General features: G+C 63.4%; 11 protein-coding genes and 1 pseudogene. 6 read left to right on the forward strand and 6 right to left on the reverse strand.

Going from position 1 to position 16,137, the window contains the following annotated elements:
• The 3 genes and pseudogenes from YH3_RS36915 to YH3_RS28670 form a co-directional block, all read left to right on the forward strand.
• Positions 1–428, forward strand: a pseudogene (locus YH3_RS36915) (class I SAM-dependent RNA methyltransferase); the annotation flags it as partial.
• 154 nt (positions 429–582) lie between these two features.
• Positions 583–1,071, forward strand: coding sequence for a MarR family winged helix-turn-helix transcriptional regulator (locus YH3_RS28665; RefSeq protein WP_003942624.1), 489 nt, complete (start codon positions 583–585; stop codon positions 1,069–1,071).
• A 5-nt stretch (positions 1,072–1,076) separates the two neighbouring features.
• Complete coding sequence (locus tag YH3_RS28670; RefSeq protein ID WP_193777210.1) at positions 1,077–2,711, forward strand: MDR family MFS transporter; 1,635 nt, start codon at positions 1,077–1,079, stop codon at positions 2,709–2,711.
• A gap of 51 nt (positions 2,712–2,762) precedes the next feature.
• On the opposite strand, the gene YH3_RS28675 is transcribed toward YH3_RS28670, so the two are convergent.
• Both YH3_RS28675 and glsA read right to left on the reverse strand, forming a co-directional pair.
• A complete protein-coding gene (locus tag YH3_RS28675) occupies positions 2,763–3,428 on the reverse strand; it encodes an SIMPL domain-containing protein (RefSeq protein WP_003942616.1) in 666 nt (221 codons plus the stop codon).
• A 9-nt stretch (positions 3,429–3,437) separates the two neighbouring features.
• Positions 3,438–5,264: a glutaminase A gene (gene glsA / locus YH3_RS28680; RefSeq protein WP_064444542.1), complete on the reverse strand. Its 1,827-nt coding sequence runs from the start codon at positions 5,262–5,264 to the stop codon at positions 3,438–3,440.
• Positions 5,265–5,516: 252 nt separating this feature from the next.
• On the opposite strand from glsA, the gene dxs reads away from it, so the two are divergent.
• Positions 5,517–7,463 carry a 1-deoxy-D-xylulose-5-phosphate synthase gene (gene dxs / locus YH3_RS28685; RefSeq protein WP_007732868.1) on the forward strand — a complete coding sequence of 649 codons (1,947 nt, stop codon included), beginning with the start codon at positions 5,517–5,519 and terminating at the stop codon, positions 7,461–7,463.
• Between the two features lie 97 nt (positions 7,464–7,560).
• Here dxs and YH3_RS28690 read toward each other — a convergent pair whose 3' ends face one another.
• Together YH3_RS28690 and YH3_RS28695 are read right to left on the reverse strand one after the other, a co-directional pair.
• Positions 7,561–9,003 (reverse strand): sugar porter family MFS transporter, encoded by a 1,443-nt coding sequence (locus tag YH3_RS28690; RefSeq protein WP_064444543.1) that lies wholly within the window; start codon positions 9,001–9,003, stop codon positions 7,561–7,563.
• A 350-nt stretch (positions 9,004–9,353) separates the two neighbouring features.
• On the reverse strand, positions 9,354–10,370 hold the full coding sequence (locus YH3_RS28695; protein ID WP_064444544.1) for an iron-siderophore ABC transporter substrate-binding protein: 1,017 nt from the start codon (positions 10,368–10,370) through the stop codon (positions 9,354–9,356).
• Between the two features lie 124 nt (positions 10,371–10,494).
• Here YH3_RS28695 and YH3_RS28700 point away from each other — a divergent pair, with 124 nt between their 5' ends.
• Both YH3_RS28700 and YH3_RS28705 read left to right on the forward strand, forming a co-directional pair.
• On the forward strand, positions 10,495–11,046 hold the full coding sequence (locus tag YH3_RS28700) for a TetR/AcrR family transcriptional regulator (protein WP_029255269.1): 552 nt from the start codon (positions 10,495–10,497) through the stop codon (positions 11,044–11,046).
• A gap of 102 nt (positions 11,047–11,148) precedes the next feature.
• Positions 11,149–12,720, forward strand: coding sequence for a GMC oxidoreductase (locus YH3_RS28705; protein ID WP_082920696.1), 1,572 nt, complete (start codon positions 11,149–11,151; stop codon positions 12,718–12,720).
• A 66-nt stretch (positions 12,721–12,786) separates the two neighbouring features.
• On the opposite strand, the gene YH3_RS28710 is transcribed toward YH3_RS28705, so the two are convergent.
• Both YH3_RS28710 and YH3_RS28715 read right to left on the reverse strand, forming a co-directional pair.
• Positions 12,787–14,892 carry a 3-hydroxyacyl-CoA dehydrogenase NAD-binding domain-containing protein gene (locus tag YH3_RS28710; RefSeq protein ID WP_064444545.1) on the reverse strand — a complete coding sequence of 702 codons (2,106 nt, stop codon included), beginning with the start codon at positions 14,890–14,892 and terminating at the stop codon, positions 12,787–12,789.
• Complete coding sequence (locus YH3_RS28715; RefSeq protein WP_003942598.1) at positions 14,893–16,113, reverse strand: thiolase family protein; 1,221 nt, start codon at positions 16,111–16,113, stop codon at positions 14,893–14,895.
• Positions 16,114–16,137: the final 24 nt, after the last annotated feature.

Below are 16,137 nucleotides of genomic sequence, written 5' to 3' on the forward strand. Positions count from 1 at the left end.
CGGCCTGGGATCTCTACGGCGGTGTCGGCGTGTTCGCAGCTGTGCTCGCCGAGCTTGTCGGGCCGTCCGGCGTGGTGGAGTCCGTCGAATCTTCGGCGCGTGCAGTCGCGGACGGGCAGGCAGCGCTGTCCGATCTCGGTCAGGTGCGCTTCCACAGCGCCCGCGTCGAGAACATCATCGCGGATCTGGAGCGTTCGCCTGCTGTCGTCGTGCTCGACCCGCCACGTGCGGGGGCCGGCCGTCCGGTCGTGGAAGCTCTCGCCTCAACGGGCGCTGAGCGGATAGTCCACATTGGGTGCGACCCGGCGTCGTTCGGTCGCGATATCGGCCTCTACCTGGAGCAGGGCTTCAGAATCGGTGGCCTCCGGGCGTTCGACGCGTTCCCCCAGACTCACCACATGGAGTGCATCGCGCTCCTCGAACGCTGAGACGTCCCGAAATCTTTCCCTGAAACGGTGTGACGCTTCTCGCGTTCACAACAGTTGCTTGCATTACGCAACTAATCGTATAGTTTCGTTCTGCAAGTAGTTTTCCGTTTTCAAGTCACGGCTCGTTCGGGCCACTCGAATTCAGGGGTAGGCAATGTCGGTACAGCCGGAGACGGCCCAAGCGCTCGTCGACACGATCTTCATGTTCGGCAGATCGCTGCGAGCCGCGGTCACCACCGGTGCAGACAGCCTGCTGCCGCCTGCGCTGGTCAGTGTGTTGTTCATGCTGGCAGCGCGTGGGGAGTGCCGACAGAACGAATTGGCCGTCGATCTGTGTGTCAGTCAGTCGTCGCTCAGCCGACAAATGTCGGATCTGGTCGACGCTGGGTATGTCGAGAGAAATCCCGATCCGGCTGACAAGCGGGCGTTCCGCATCCGAGTATCGGAAGAGGGACACGACGTTTTACGGAGAACCACGCAGCGGCGTGCGGCGCGTTTGCGCAACATGCTCGAAGACTGGAGCCAGGAAGAGGCCATGGCCGCAGTGACATCGCTGCAACGTCTCAACGAGACGTTCGGCGCATCGAATCGGCAGGCCTCACCGGCAGTTCCGCACACGGGCGTAGAAAGTATTGGGAGATAAGGCACATGGCAGCAACAGTAGGAGAAACCCGGGCAAGTACCGGAGGTGACGGATCGGCTCGCGAAGCGGGCGCGATGACTCACCGCGAAATTCTCGAAGCACTCACCGGACTCATCGCAGCGCTGTTCACCGCGCTGCTCAGTAGCACCATCGTTTCCACAGCGCTTCCCACGATCATCGGTGAACTGCACGGAACTCAGACGCAGTACGCCTGGATCATCACGACAGCGTTGCTCGCCACCGCGGCGTCGACGCCGATCTGGGGCAAGCTTGCCGACCTCTACAACAAGAAGGTCCTGGTCCAGACCGCGATCGTCATCTTCGTGATCGGCTCGGTCATCGCCGGCGCGGCGCACAACGTTCCGTTGCTGCTCGGTGCGCGTGTCATCCAGGGCATCGGTATGGGCGGTCTGACCGCTCTCGTCGTAGCCATCATCGGCACGATCATCCCGCCGCGAGATCGCGGTCGCTATTCCGGATACATGGGTGCGGCCATGGCCGTCTCGATGTCCGGTGGACCGATCCTCGGCGGCGTCCTCGTGGACACTGCCGGCTGGCGCTGGTGCTTCTACGTATGTGTTCCGCTGGCAGTCATCGCATTGTTCCTGCTTCAGCGCACACTGCACGTCGAGACCGTGAAGAAGGACAACGTCTCCATCGACTGGATGGGCGCCACCTTGCTCACCGCCGGTGTCAGCGTCCTGCTGATCTGGGTTTCGTTTGCCGGTCAGGACGACTACTACGCCTGGTTCTCGAAGGAGTCGGCCTTCTTCGTCATCGGTGGTCTGGCCCTGCTCGGCCTGACGATGTTCGTCGAATCCAAGGTCAAGGATCCGATCCTGCCGATCAAGATCATCACCGAGCGCACCACGGCTCTCGCGATCATCGCCTCGATCGCAGTTGGTGTCGGCCTCTTCGGCGCGACGACGTTCCTGACGCAGTACTTCCAGACCGCACGCGGATTCGATCCCACCGAAGCCGGATTGCTCACCATTCCGATGGTCGCAGGCATGCTCGTCGCCTCGGTCGGCTCGGGCCAGCTGATCACCAAGTTCGGTCAGTGGAAGCCCTTCATCGTCGCCGGCGCAGTTCTGCTGCTGGTCGGTTTCGGGCTGCTGTCGACGATCGACCACGCAACCAGCCTGTGGACAATCGGAATCTTCATCGCCATCGTGGGTCTCGGTACCGGCATGCTGATGCAGAACATCGTTCTCGCCGTGCAGAACACGGTCAGCGTCGAGAACATCGGCGCGGCCAGCAGTATCGTGGCGTTCTTCCGCACCTTCGGCGGCGCGATCGGCGTGTCGGTGCTCGGTTCGATTCTTGCGACCCGCGTCAAGACACTGACAGTCGATTCGGTCTCCACCTTGCCGCCCGAGCAGCAGGCAGTAGCTGGCAAGAGCCTCCAGGACGGCCTCGACCTGAGCAATATGCCTGACTTCGTCTCGCAGATCGTTCGGTTCGCCTACGGCGACGCAACAGGACGGATCTTCCTGGTCGCAGCCGTCGTCGCCGTGGTCACGCTCGTGTCGGTCATCTTCATCCCGAACCGTCCGTTGCGCACCACCATCGACATGGCAACCCCCGACGCCGAGCAGAAGTACGAAGAAGAGCGCGAAGAGAAGAACCTCACTCGCTGATCCGCATGCCCGGCTGGTCTACTGCCGGCAGCGTCTTCTGAACTGCTGTTGTCACGCCATAGCCCATCGAACGCGGACCGAGATCGATTCTTCGATCTCTCCGCGTTCGACGGCTATCGGGGCCGAATCCGCTTTCATGGCCGCGACACGTCCGCGCATCGGCACTATCTGGTCGAAGTCCTCGAGCACCTCGAGGACTTCGACCAGATCTTTGTCTGCCAGGTCTGCGAACTGTCTGGCCTTCGATTCGGCTGCCGTCCAGGCCAATTCGCGTGCTCTTGTCGCCAGATCGCTGCGGTCGTCGAGATCGAACTCCAGTCCGTCGAGCCGAATCGCGTCGCCACCCACCGATACACATGCCGCGATGACGGCAGCGGGGGAGTTCGCCGCTTCCGGCTCCAGCTCTCGCAGTACGACTCGGAAAGTTGTCGATGCCGTGAATCCTGTTGTCTCCTGGCGGCCTCCGTCGCTCCACTGAGTCTGCGGATGGACGCTCAGCCCGGCGGTGGTGAGGTCCGCTCCGCGCACACCGCGCGCGTGCAGGGTCTCGGTCAGCGCAGTGGACAGACGCGCGACGGCGTCGAACGCGTCGGAAACGGCCGTCTGTGTCACCGATACTCCGATCGTCAATCGCACGATGTCGGGAACAGCTGTTGCAGTGGCGGTTCCGGTCACCGTGACAGTGGACGGCTCCGAGGTGAAGGCGGTGGTGGGCACGTGTGGTTCCTATCCGATTCGTCCGGCGGATATGACACTCCGCAACATCAGGTCCAATTGCTCGTAGGCGCCCGCCGCCAGTCGTTCGAGAAGCGCAAGTTTCAACTCGGGTGCCTGTGCGGTCAGTTCTGCATATCGCTCCGGAGTCAGCACGGCCACGGTGACCGTGGAATCGGCGCGGATGTCGTTGAGGAACGGAGTGTCGAGGAACATCGTCATCTCGCCGAACGTCATTCCGGCGGAGAGCGTCGTGATGCGGTGCTCGACCCCGTGCGCGTCGGTGAACATGGTGCTGACCTGGCCACTGAGAATCAGGTAGAAGCCAGACGCCGATTCACCTCGGCGGGCGATCTTCTCGCCGCGGGCATAGGTTCGCGTCTCCAACTCTGCCGAGAATCCCTCGATCTGTGCCGCGGACAGAGCATCGAGAACTGGGTGGTCCTCGATCGAGATCGTCGACGCCTGCCGATCGGCCTCACAATGCACCGCAAGCAGCGTGTCTTCGCACCACTGCATGGCGGAATCGAGATCCGCAAAAACCCGACCACTTCTTCTGGCGGGGTCGATGCTCGAACTTCGTTGTCCCAGCAGTCCTTGCGGATCGACGACGGCCACAGCACAAGCCTGCTCGGCCAGCTGAACCTGCAGCGCAGTGATCATGCGCACCGCGACGTCGCTGGCGTCGTCGACGCGGCGGACGTCGATGACGACAACTTCGAGGCCCTCGTCCACCGAGCCGATTTCGCGGACCGCCGATTCGGCACCGGTGAAGAGGAGATCGCCGTGCAGTTCGTAGACCCGGCTGCGCTTGCCGACGTCGTCGAGCACGGCTTGTTCGGTCGGGGTGCGTCGTACTCGCGACGGTGCTTCGATGACGCTGTATCTGGCCCGGATCGACGAGCGTGACGCCCGCGTCACGTGGAGGAAGTGCAGTTCGAGTTCCTTCGACAGTGCCCGGGCAGAAGCAACTCCGCGAACACTGTTGCCGTGAACGTCGAGCCTGGGGGAGTACACGGCGATGCCGATCTGGCCCGGCAGAACCGCCAGCACTCCGCCGCCGACACCGCTCTTGGCCGGCAATCCGACCTCTACCAGCCACTTGCCGGCGCCGTCGTACATCCCGCAGGTTGCCATGACACTGAGGACCTGTTCGACGCCTGCGGGTGCCAGCGCACGCTCGTGGGTGAGCGGATTGACGCCGTTGTTCGCCATCGTCGCAGCCATCAGACTCAGATCACGGCAGGTCACGTCGATCGAACACTGACGGAAGTACAGGTCGACGGCCTCGTCGGGATTGCCGGTGATGACGTCGAAGGATCGCAGCATGTGGCCGATCGCACGGTTGCGGTGACCGGTGCGGGCCTCGGAGGTGTAGACGGCTTCGTTGAAGGTCAGCTCGCGGCCTGCGTATCGCGAGTACGCCGAGCGGATGCGCTCGAAGCGGGCCTCGGGATTCGGTCCGGCAACCAGTGATGCAGCGGTGATCGCCCCGGCATTGATCATGGGGTTTCGTGGCCGTTCGGTGAGCGGGTCGAGGCTGATTTCGTTGAACGGCTCGCCGGATGGTTCGACGTCGATTTTCGCGGCAACCGCCTCGCTTCCTCGATCGGCGAGAGCCAAGGCGTAGGTGAAGGGCTTCGAGATCGACTGAATGGTGAACGGGATTCGCGAGTCACCGATCTCGTAGACGTAACCGTCTACGGTGGCGATGCAGATTCCGAACGAATCGGGGGCGACCGCCGCGAGTTCGGGGATGTAGTCGGCCAACTCGCCTTCTTCGAGTGATCGGACTTCGTCGAACACTCGCGTTATCAGGTCGTCGACCACAGTTCCCATACGTCGACCTTAAGCTGACATGGCGGTCGTTTTGTGGAAGAAGAGTTGCCGAGTCGATCGCGACGGATCCCATTTGTCTGTGATTGCGATCACGAGCGATCCGCGGGATTTCGCTGTTACGCGAAGTCACACCGGAATCGGGCCGAGTCCGCGTGTCGGTTCGCCGGAACGCTCCGTAGACTGGCAGCACTGTCGCGAAGACAGCCGCGGCGCGCACCGGTGCAGCTGTGAAGCACGGAGGGAGCGATCTCGTTGGGTGTTCTTGCCCGCATTCAGGGTCCTGACGATCTACGTCAGTTGAGCCACGCCGAGATGACGGAGTTGGCCGACGAGATTCGTGAGTTCCTCGTGCTGAAGGTCGCTGCGACCGGTGGTCACCTCGGGCCCAACTTGGGCGTCGTGGAGTTGACCCTCGCACTGCACCGAATTTTCGACTCGCCGCAGGACGCGATCATCTTCGACACGGGCCATCAGGCCTACGTACACAAGATCCTCACCGGTCGTCAGGATCAGTTCGACACTCTGCGTAAGCAGGGCGGACTGTCCGGGTATCCGTGCCGCGCCGAGAGCGAACACGACTGGGTCGAGTCCTCTCACGCTTCCGCCGCGCTGTCCTATGCCGACGGCCTCGCGAAGGCCTTCGCGCTGACGGGTCAGAATCGCCACGTAGTTGCCGTCGTCGGTGACGGCGCGCTGACCGGCGGAATGTGTTGGGAAGCTCTCAACAACATCGCAGCAGGCAAGGACCGTTCGGTGGTGATCGTCGTCAACGACAACGGCCGCTCGTACGCACCGACCATCGGCGGACTCGCCGACCATCTTTCGGCACTGCGAACCGCACCGAGTTACGAGCGCGCCCTCGACAGTGGCCGACGCATGGTCAAGAGACTGCCCTGGGTGGGGCGCACCGCGTACTCCGTCCTGCACGGAATGAAGGCGGGTCTCAAAGACGCGGTCAGCCCTCAGGTCATGTTCACCGATCTCGGTATCAAATACCTCGGACCGGTGGACGGACACGACGAAGCCGCCATGGAATCGGCATTGCGCCGGGCGAAGGCCTACGGCGGACCGGTCATCGTGCATGCCGTCACTCGTAAGGGCAACGGTTACGCACACGCCGAGAACGACGTGGCCGACCAGATGCATGCCACCGGTGTCATCGATCCCGTCACCGGTCGCGGCACCAAGTCGTCCGCGCCGGACTGGACGTCGGTCTTCTCGGCCGCGTTGATCGAGCAGGCTTCGCGTCGTGAGGACATCGTCGCCATCACCGCGGCGATGGCCGGGCCCACCGGCCTCGCGGCCTTCGGTGAGAAGTTCCCCGATCGGATCTTCGACGTCGGTATCGCCGAGCAGCATGCGATGACCTCGGCCGCCGGTCTTGCACTTGGCGGACTTCACCCCGTCGTTGCTATCTACTCGACCTTCCTCAATCGGGCTTTCGACCAGTTGTTGATGGACGTCGCTCTGCTCAAGCAGCCGGTGACAGTCGTGCTCGACCGCGCCGGGGTCACCGGAGTCGATGGTGCCAGCCATAACGGGGTCTGGGATCTTTCGCTGCTCGGAATCATCCCCGGGATCCGCGTCGCGGCACCGCGTGACGCAGACACGCTGCGGGAAGAGCTGGACGAGGCACTTCTCGTCGACGACGGCCCAACCGTCGTTCGTTTCCCGAAGGGCGCTGTACCCGAAGCGATTCCGGCCGTGAAGCGACTCGACGGAATGGTCGACGTTCTCAAGTCCAGCGAGGGTGAGCGCGGCGACGTGCTCCTCGTCGCGGTGGGCCCGTTTGCATCCCTGGCACTCGAGATTGCCGAGCGGCTCGACAAGCAGGGCATCTCGGTTGCCGTCGTCGATCCGCGGTGGGTTCTGCCGGTCGCGGATTCGCTGGTGAAGATGGCGGACAAGTACGCCCTCGTGGTCACCATCGAAGACGGTGGTCTGCACGGCGGCATCGGTTCGACGGTCTCGGCCGCGATGCGGGCAGCCGGAGTGCACACGTCGTGCCGCGACATGGGCGTTCCCCAGCAGTTCCTCGATCACGCCAGCCGCGAGGCCATCCACAAGGAACTCGGACTCACGGCTCAGGACCTCTCCCGCAAGATCACCGGCTGGGTGGCGGGTATGGGCAGCGTCGGCGTCCACGTCCAGGAAGACGCGTCCTCGGCGTCGGCTCAAGGTGAAGTCGCGCAAGGCTGACGGCTCGTCTCACGATAATCTTCACTACGATCTCGAAAAGCGGTGGCCCACGGATCAATCCGAGGGCCACCGCTTTCGGTGAAATCGTGAGAGTTCGCTACTGGACGGATTCGAGTGTGCTGCCTCGCGTTTCCTTCACGAATCGCAGGACGACAAACAGTGACAACGCTGCCATGACGGCGTAGCCGGCGTAGGTGTACGACAGATTCCAATCGGCCAGTGCCGGGAACGTCCAGGACACCAGGAAGTTCGCGACCCAGTTGGTGGCGGTCGCAATTCCGACTGCTGCAGCACGCACGCGGTTGGGGAACATTTCGGAGATCAACACCCAGACGACCGGGCCCCAGGACAAGGCGAAGAAGAACACGAATGCGTTCGCCCCGATAAGAGCGATAGTGGCATTGGCTCCGGCCAGCGTGGCCACGGATTCGCCGATCTCGTTCTTGGTCACTGTTGCCGAATGGAAACAGAACGCTGCGGTGCCCAGTGAGATGGCCATACCGGCGGAACCGACCAGCAACAACGGCTTTCGACCGACCCGGTCGATGACGGCGATGGCGACGAACGTACCGACGATGTTGACCAAGGCGCTCACGACGCTGATCAGCAGGGACCGGTCAGCGCCGAATCCGACCGCCTGCCAGAGGGTGCTCGAGTAGTAGAAGATCACGTTGATGCCGACCAACTGCTGCAATGCGGCGAGTGCAATACCGACCCACACCAGATGGGAGACCCCGAGCCGCTTCGAGAAGAGTTGGCGGACTGTGGTCTTGGCTTGCTTCTCCGTCAGAGATTCGCGGATCTCGTTCATGCGTTCGGTGACGGCGTCGTGATCTCCACCTTCGAGATCGGAGATGATCTTGCGAGCACGATCGTCCTTGCCCTGCGCCACGAGGAACCGTGGAGATTCGGGAATCGTGGTTGTCATGATCAGGTACAGGACTGCGGGAACCGCCTCGAGCATCAGCATCCACTGCCAGGCTTCGAGGCCTGCGATCTGATTGCGATCACCACCGGCCGCGGCCTGGAGGGCGTAGTTGACCAACTGCGACACGGCGATTCCGAGAACGATAGCCAGTTGGTACATCGAGCCGAGACGTCCGCGAATCGCGGCGGGGGAGATCTCCGCGATGTAGGCCGGGGCGATGACTGACGCGAAACCCACTGCCAGGCCGCCGACCACGCGCCAGAACGTGAGGTCGTAGACGCTGAACGGAATTGCGGAGCCTACGGCGCCGATGATGAACAACACCGCGGCTATCTGCATGACGCGGATGCGGCCGAGTCGGTCGGCGAGTGTGCCTGCGATCCAGGCGCCGAGTGCTGCGCCGAGCAGAGTCAGTGAGACCGTGAGCCCGGTGCCCGAGGCGCCGATGTCGTACTTGTCTCGGATCGCACCGACCGCCCCGTTGATGACGGCGGTGTCGTATCCGAACAGAAAACCGCCGAGCGCGGCGGCGCCGGCGAAGAGCACTGCATGTCCGACGTCGGCGCGAGTAGCGCCGGATCCACCGCCGGAGGCGGTTCCGCTGAATGCCATTCCTGCCCCCTCAAAAGGCCCTACGGTCGACACCCCGATGCGCCGATCCATCCGCGAGCACTCTGCACGCTACGCCCACCGGGGCAGATTTGGCGGGGACTCACGCGCCGTTACCCAGCTGAGTCCATTCCCAGGTCGAAACAACCGGACGCAGAGACAAGGTATTGATTGCAGTCATTATGCAAACAATAATGTCGGTGCAGGTGAGGGCGGTTTACTTACCCGCGAGACTCTCGGCTTTTGCTGCGATGTCCGCGAGATTCTTCGCCATGAATTTCCGGGTCACCCGCCTCTCCGGCGAGCCGTTCGATACGGATCACGCCGGAGAGGGCGTCGGGAAAATCTCGTTTCTAGGCGGAGGCGCGCTTTGCGGCTTCACTCAACGTCGGTGTGATCTGGCCGAGGACCCACGGCGTGCTCAGGACGTTGACGTTGCTCAGTCCGCCGATGACGCGGGTGTCGCTGAGGAATGCGGTGGATCCGCGTTTGACCGCGTCGAGTCCACCGACTGCGGGTATGCCGGACGGATCACCGGAGCCGTCGGTGAAGCCGACGATCACGTCGGCGTCGATGTCGGCGATGTTCTCGTAGGAGATCGTCTTGAAGAACGATCCACCTGCATTGTCCGCGGCGAGCTTCTCGACGCCCGGCGCGTTGACGAATCCGAGTTCCGTCAGCACCTGGACCCGCGGGTCGGTGGGCAGATAGACGTTGATGTTGCTCGAATCGGTGTCGAAGTTGACCACTGCCAATGTCTTTCCGGCGAACTCCGGGTGGGCTGCGGCGGTATCGGCGAGAGTCGCGTCGAGGCCGTCGACGAGCTTCTCGGCCTCTTCGCTCTTGCCGACTGCCTTGCCGACGATGCGGGTCTGGTCCTGCCAGGACGTCTGCCACGCTGCGCCGGGATAAGCGGCCGTCGGTGCGATCTTGCTCAGTTGGTTGTAGACGGATTCCTCGAAGCCCTCGTACGGCGCCAGGATGACGTCGGGGGTCAACGACGCGATGGACTCGATCGGCGGTTCTCCGCTGGCCGGCATGTCGAAGAGCGTTGTCTTGTCCGCGTCGAAGTAGTCCTGGGCCCAGGGCATGACGCCGTTGTCGTCCGCACCGTAGGTGTACTTGGGCTGTCCGACCGGAGTCAGATCGAGTGCGTACAGGATGTCCTGCGCGTTCCATCCGAGGGTGACGAGGCGCTCGGGCTTCGAGTCGATGGTCGTGGTGCCGAAGGTGTTCTCGATGCTGACGGGGAATCCGTCCGTACCTTGGGATGTCGTGGATGTGCCTGAATCCGAGGAGCACGAGACAAGTGCGGTGACCGCGATTGCAGCCGCACCGAGGGCAGTGAAGCCCCGAAGAGAAGTTTTCATGAAGGGCAGCCTAACCTACCGAATTTCGGCAGCCAAACGAAACCGATTGTGCCGTTTATGCAGGTGGGGGTCGGATCTGGACCGCGTTTCTCAGGGCGCCGTTTCGGTGGGCGATACTTTCCTCGTGCGATCTCAGCAGAAGATTCTCGGCGCCGCCCTCGGACTGATCGAAGGTGGCGGATTCGAGGCTGTGAACATTGCCGCAGTTGCCACCGCGGCCGGTGTCTCGCGCCAGACGGTGTACTCGATTTTCGGTACACGTGAAGAGGTCGTCTCCCAGGCGATGGGCGGTCTCGCTGTCGAGGTTCTCGGGGAGATCACGGCACAGGTGGAGTCGGTCGACACGGCGTGCGACTACGTCGTCGAATTCATCGTTGCCGCGCGAACTGCCGTGCGTGCTCACCCGGTGCTCGCGACTCTGCTCCTCGCCGAGCGGGGAAACCCTGTCTTCGATCTCGAAATGATGAGTCGAGCAATACCTTTCGCTGGTCAGATGCTCGCCCCTATGGTCGAACGTGGCCTCGCCACGGAGGCGGAGTTGGATGAGATAGTGGAAATTGCCGTGCGACTGGGGCTTTCGGTTGTTGCATTCGACAGTGACCTCGTCCATTCCGATGACTCCTTGCGGGCCTTTCTCTCGAGGTGGCTCGGGCCCGCAATCCGGTCGACCTCGTAGTTCCTCGCCTGCTCCGCCGAAACCTTGACACTCGAGCGTCAGAGTGTCTAGTTTTGGCGTGCCCGGAATTCTCTGGCGACATTCTTCGAGGGAGCACCAGTCATGTCCGGAGTGAAACGTAGATCGTTCTTGGCCGGTACGGCCGCCGTGGGAGTCGCGATGATGGCGCCACGCACTGCCAAGGCTGCAACAGGGATTCCGCTGACACGTGAAGTGCACCGTGTCGTGGTTATCGGTTCGGGGTTCGGCGGAGGGGTGACGGCACTTCGCTTGGCCGAGGCCGGGGTTCCGGTCACCCTGCTGGAGAGAGGGATTCGGTGGCAGACCGGGCCGAATGCCGAAACTTTTCCGCATCCCGCCAGTCCGGACAAGCGTATCCTCTGGCATCAGTCCAACCCGACTCTGTTCGGCAGGCCGGCGATCTTCGAGCCGTACGCGGGTTTGTTGGAGACGGTGACCGGTGAGAACATGACCGCGATCTGCGCAGCCGGTGTGGGCGGCGGATCGCTTGTGTACCAAGGGATGACGCTGCAACCGGAAGAAGCGGTCTTCAACACGCACTTTCCGGAGGAGCTCGATTACGCACGAATGGACCGCGTCCATTACCCGCGGGTGGCGCGGATGTTGCAAGTGGAAACTGCACCCGACGAACTGATTTCCAGCCCGAACTACGAGGCGGCACGTGTATTCGCGCGTAACGCAACGCGTTCCGGTCTACCCGTGTCGAAGATTCCGATGCCGATCGACTGGAACTACGCGTTGGCCGAACTGCGGGGTGAGATGAAGCCGTCTTACACCAACGGTGACGGCGCGCTCGGTGTCAACAACGGGGGCAAACATTCGGTGGATGTCACCTACATTGCGGCAGCGGAAGCGACTGGATTGGTGAATGTGGAGACTCTGCACCAGGTCACCGATGTCGAGCGGGCGGCCGACGGACGGTGGCGTGTGTACGTGGACCGGACCGACATTTCCGGCAACATTCTCGAGAACAAGATTTTGACGACGGATGCGCTCGTGATGGCTGCCGGCAGCATGAACACCACCAAACTCCTGGTCCGCGCCGCGGCAACGGGGCGGATCACGGATCTGCCCGACGAACTCGGCGCGGGGTGGGGGACCAATGCCGATCGGATCTACATCTGGTCGGATCTCGCGGAGAATTTCGGCGCGACGCAGGGCGGGCCGGTCGTCTACGGCAGCCGGAACTGGGACGACCCGCATAACGCGTTCACCGTCATTCAGGCGTCGTTCCCGCCGGTGGCGTTCGACGCTCACAGCACGGTGATGGTCGGATTCGGGGTCAGCAGCGACCGAGGTCGGTTCGTGTACGACTCGGCGAGAGGCGAGGCGGTGCTCCGTTGGCCGAGGGATGGCGACTCTGCGATCCAGCAAGGCCACATCGGACCTGCGGCCCAGCAGATCGCGGCAGGAGGACTGCTCACCGACACCAACGCGTTACTGCCGTCCACCTGGCATCCCCTCGGCGGTGCCTGCATGAACTCGGTGTGCGATCTTGATGGTCGGGTTCTGGGCCAGCGGGGGTTGTACGTGCTCGACGGCGCTCTGCTGCCGGGAAACTCCGCTGCGTGCAATCCGTCGATGACTATCGCCGCCGTCGCGGAGCGTGCGCTCGAGAACATCGTGAAAGACGATGTGGGAACCCTATTCTGAACCTGCGCAAACGCCACGGACGGCGTACCCGAAGGCACGCCGTCCGTGACGGGTCGATCGACTGACTCAGACGCTGGCAACACCAGGCGCGAGGAAGCGCTTGCCGTTGACAGCCTCGGAGGTACCGGTCCGGTCCAGGTACGGCGTGATGCCGCCGTTCCAGAATCCGAACCCGCCGCCGAGCAGCAGGCAGAGGTCGATGTCCTCGGCTGCCGCTACGACGCCCTCGTCGAGCATGATCTGAATTTCTTCGGCAAACGCACGACGTGTGCGCTCGAGGACCTCTTCCGAAGTGGACACCTTGTCACCCTGCGGCCACAGTGCGGCGACCTCGGGATCGACGGCCTGACCGTTCTCGCCCCAGGTCCACACGCCGGGCTTGCGAGCCTCGACGAGTGCTTCGAGTCCAGGTGAGCTCTTGAACCGGTCCGGGTACGACTCCTGCAGGGTCTCACCGGTGTGCAGAGCCACTGCGGGTCCGACGAGGGCCAGCAAGGTGAACGGCGACATGGGCATGCCGAGTTCGGCGATGGCATTGTCCGCGACGTCGAAGGGGGTGCCTTCGTCGACGGCGGACATGACCTCACCCAAGGTGCGGGTGACGAGGCGGTTGAAGACGAAGCCTGCCTTGTCGCCGCAGAGGACGGCGGACTTCTTCAGGGATTTCGCGGTGGCGAAAGCCGTTGCGAGAGTGGCATCGTCGGTCTTGCTGCCCTTGATGATCTCGAGGAGGGGAAGAACGGCAACCGGGTTGAAGAAGTGGAAGCCGACCACACGCTCGGGATGCTCGAGGCCGGACGCCATCTCCGTGATGGAGAGTGAAGACGTGTTGGTGGCGAGGATGGTTTCGGGAGCGATGAACTGCTCGAGTTCCGCGAAGACATTCTTCTTGACGTCCATGTTCTCGAAGACGGCTTCGATGACGAAGTCGGTCTTGGCGAACGCGGCCTTGTCGAGGGAACCGGAGACGAGCGCCTTGAGGCGATTCGCAGCGTCGGGGGACAGGCGTCCCTTGCCCTGGAGCTTCTCGATTTCGGTGTGGACGTAACCGACACCCTTGTCGATGCGCTCCTGGTCGATGTCGGTCAGGATGACCGGCACCTTGAGCTGGCGGACGAAGAGCAGCGCGAGCTGGCTGGCCATGAGACCGGCACCGACGATGCCGACGCCGCTGACCTTGCGGGCGAGCGAGCGGTCGGGTGCTCCGGCGGGGCGCTTGGCGCGCTTGTTCACCAGATCGAAGGCGTACAGACCTGCACGGAGTTCGTCGGTCAGGAGGAGATCGGCAAGAGCCTCGTCCTCGGCCGCGAAGCCCTTGTCGAGCGAAGCGGCATCGGTGATGTCGGTACTGCGAGCCAGTTCGAGCAGCTCGACGGCCTTGACGGCGCCGGGAGCGTTGCCCTTGGTCTTGCCGTCGACGATCGCCTTCGCACGAGCGATCGCGTCGTCCCAGCCCTGGCCACGATCGATCTCGGGGCGAGCGGGGGTCACTGTGCCGGCGAGGACCTGCGACGCCCAGGCGAGGGACTGCTCGATGAAGTCGGCGGAATCGAGAACGACGTCGACGACGCCGAGTTCGAGTGCCTTCTTGGGGGAGAGCACCTTGTTCTGGTTCAGCGAGTTCTCGATCACCACGGTGACGGCGTTCGACGGGCCGACGAGGTTGGGGAGCAACTGCGTTCCGCCCCAACCGGGGACCAGACCGAGGAATGCTTCCGGAAGACCCAGTGCGCCCGCATTGGCGGCAACCGTGCGGTAGTGGCTGTGCAGTCCGACCTCGAGGCCGCCGCCCAGAGCGACACCGTTGATGAAGGCGAACGTGGGAACGGACGACTCACGCAGGCGTCGGAACACCTTGTGACCCAAGCGGCCCAGCTCGAGTCCCTGCTCACGAGAGGTGATCGCGGGAACACCCTTGAGATCCGCGCCGGCGGCAAAGATGAACGGCTTGCCGGTGACGGCGATGGCAACCGGGTTGGCGGCAAAGGCTTCGTCGAGGGCGGCGTCGAATGCTGCGAGTCCGCCGGGACCGAAGGACGACGGCTTGGTGTGGTCGAAGCCGTTGTCGAGGGTGATCAGTGCAAAAGGGCCCTCGATGCCGGGGACCGAGATGATCTTCGTGTAGGCGTTCGTCACGACCTCGTCGGCGAATGCTGTTGCAATATCAGACATTTAGTTAACTCCTGCCTGGTAGTCAGCGTGGTTCGGGTTCTCCCAGATGACGGTGCCGCCCATGCCGAGGCCGATGCACATGGTGGTCAAGCCGTAGCGCACGTCGGGACGCGTCGCGAACTGGCGGGAGAGCTGCGTCATCAGGCGAACGCCCGAGGAAGCGAGGGGGTGGCCACACGCGATGGCGCCGCCCCACTGGTTGACGCGCGGGTCGTCGTCGGCGATTCCGTAGTGCTCGAGGAACGCGAGGACCTGAACGGCGAACGCCTCGTTGATCTCGAAGAGTCCGATGTCCTCGATCTTGAGGCCGGTGCGTGCCAGCAGCTTCTCGGTGGCGGGAACCGGGCCGATGCCCATGACCGCGGGGTCGACGCCCTGGTAGGCGAAGCCCACCATGCGCATGCCGACCGGCAGGCCGAGCTCGGCTGCGGTGTCCTCACCGGCGAGCAGTGCTGCGGTGGCACCGTCGTTGAGTCCGGCTGCGTTACCGGCGGTGATGCGTCCGGCCGGGCGGAACGGCGTCTTGAGCTTCGCGAGATCTTCGACGGTGGTTCCGGGGCGCGGCGGCTCGTCTTCGGTGGCCAGACCCCAGCCCGCGGAACTGCGGGTGGCGACGGGGACCAGGGTGTCGGCGATGAAGCCGGCCTTCTTGGCAGCGTCGTACTTGTTCTGGCTGTTGACGGCGTAGGCGTCCGTGCGGTCCTTGGTGATGGTCGGGAACCGGTCGTGCAGGTTCTCGGCGGTGTTACCCATCACGAGGGCGCTCGGGTCGACCAGGCGGTCGGCGAGGAAACGCGGGTTGGGGTCTGCGCCCTCACCCATCGGGTGGTGACCCATGTGCTCGACGCCACCGGCGATCACGACGTCGTACTGGCCGAAGCCGATGCCCGACGCGGTCGTGGTGACGGCGGTCATCGCGCCGGCACACATGCGGTCGATGGCGAATCCTGGAACGGTTTCGGGGAGACCGGCGAGGATCGCAGCGGTGCGGCCGATGGTCAGGCCCTGGTCGCCGGTCTGCGTGGTGGCTGCAACGGCAACTTCGTCGATCCGTGCGGGATCGAGCTGCGGGTTGCGGCGAAGCAGCTCACGAATCGCCTTGACGACGAGATCGTCTGCGCGCGTGTCGGCGTACATGCCTTTCGGGCCGGCCTTGCCGAACGGGGTGCGAATGCCGTCGACGAAGACGACGTTGCGTTGGTTGTTTGTGGATGGAGCCACGCGAATTCCTCCTGATGGAGCTGC

It is taken from the genome of Rhodococcus sp. YH3-3 (genome assembly GCF_001653035.1).
Lineage (GTDB): Bacteria > Actinomycetota > Actinomycetes > Mycobacteriales > Mycobacteriaceae > Rhodococcus_F > Rhodococcus_F qingshengii.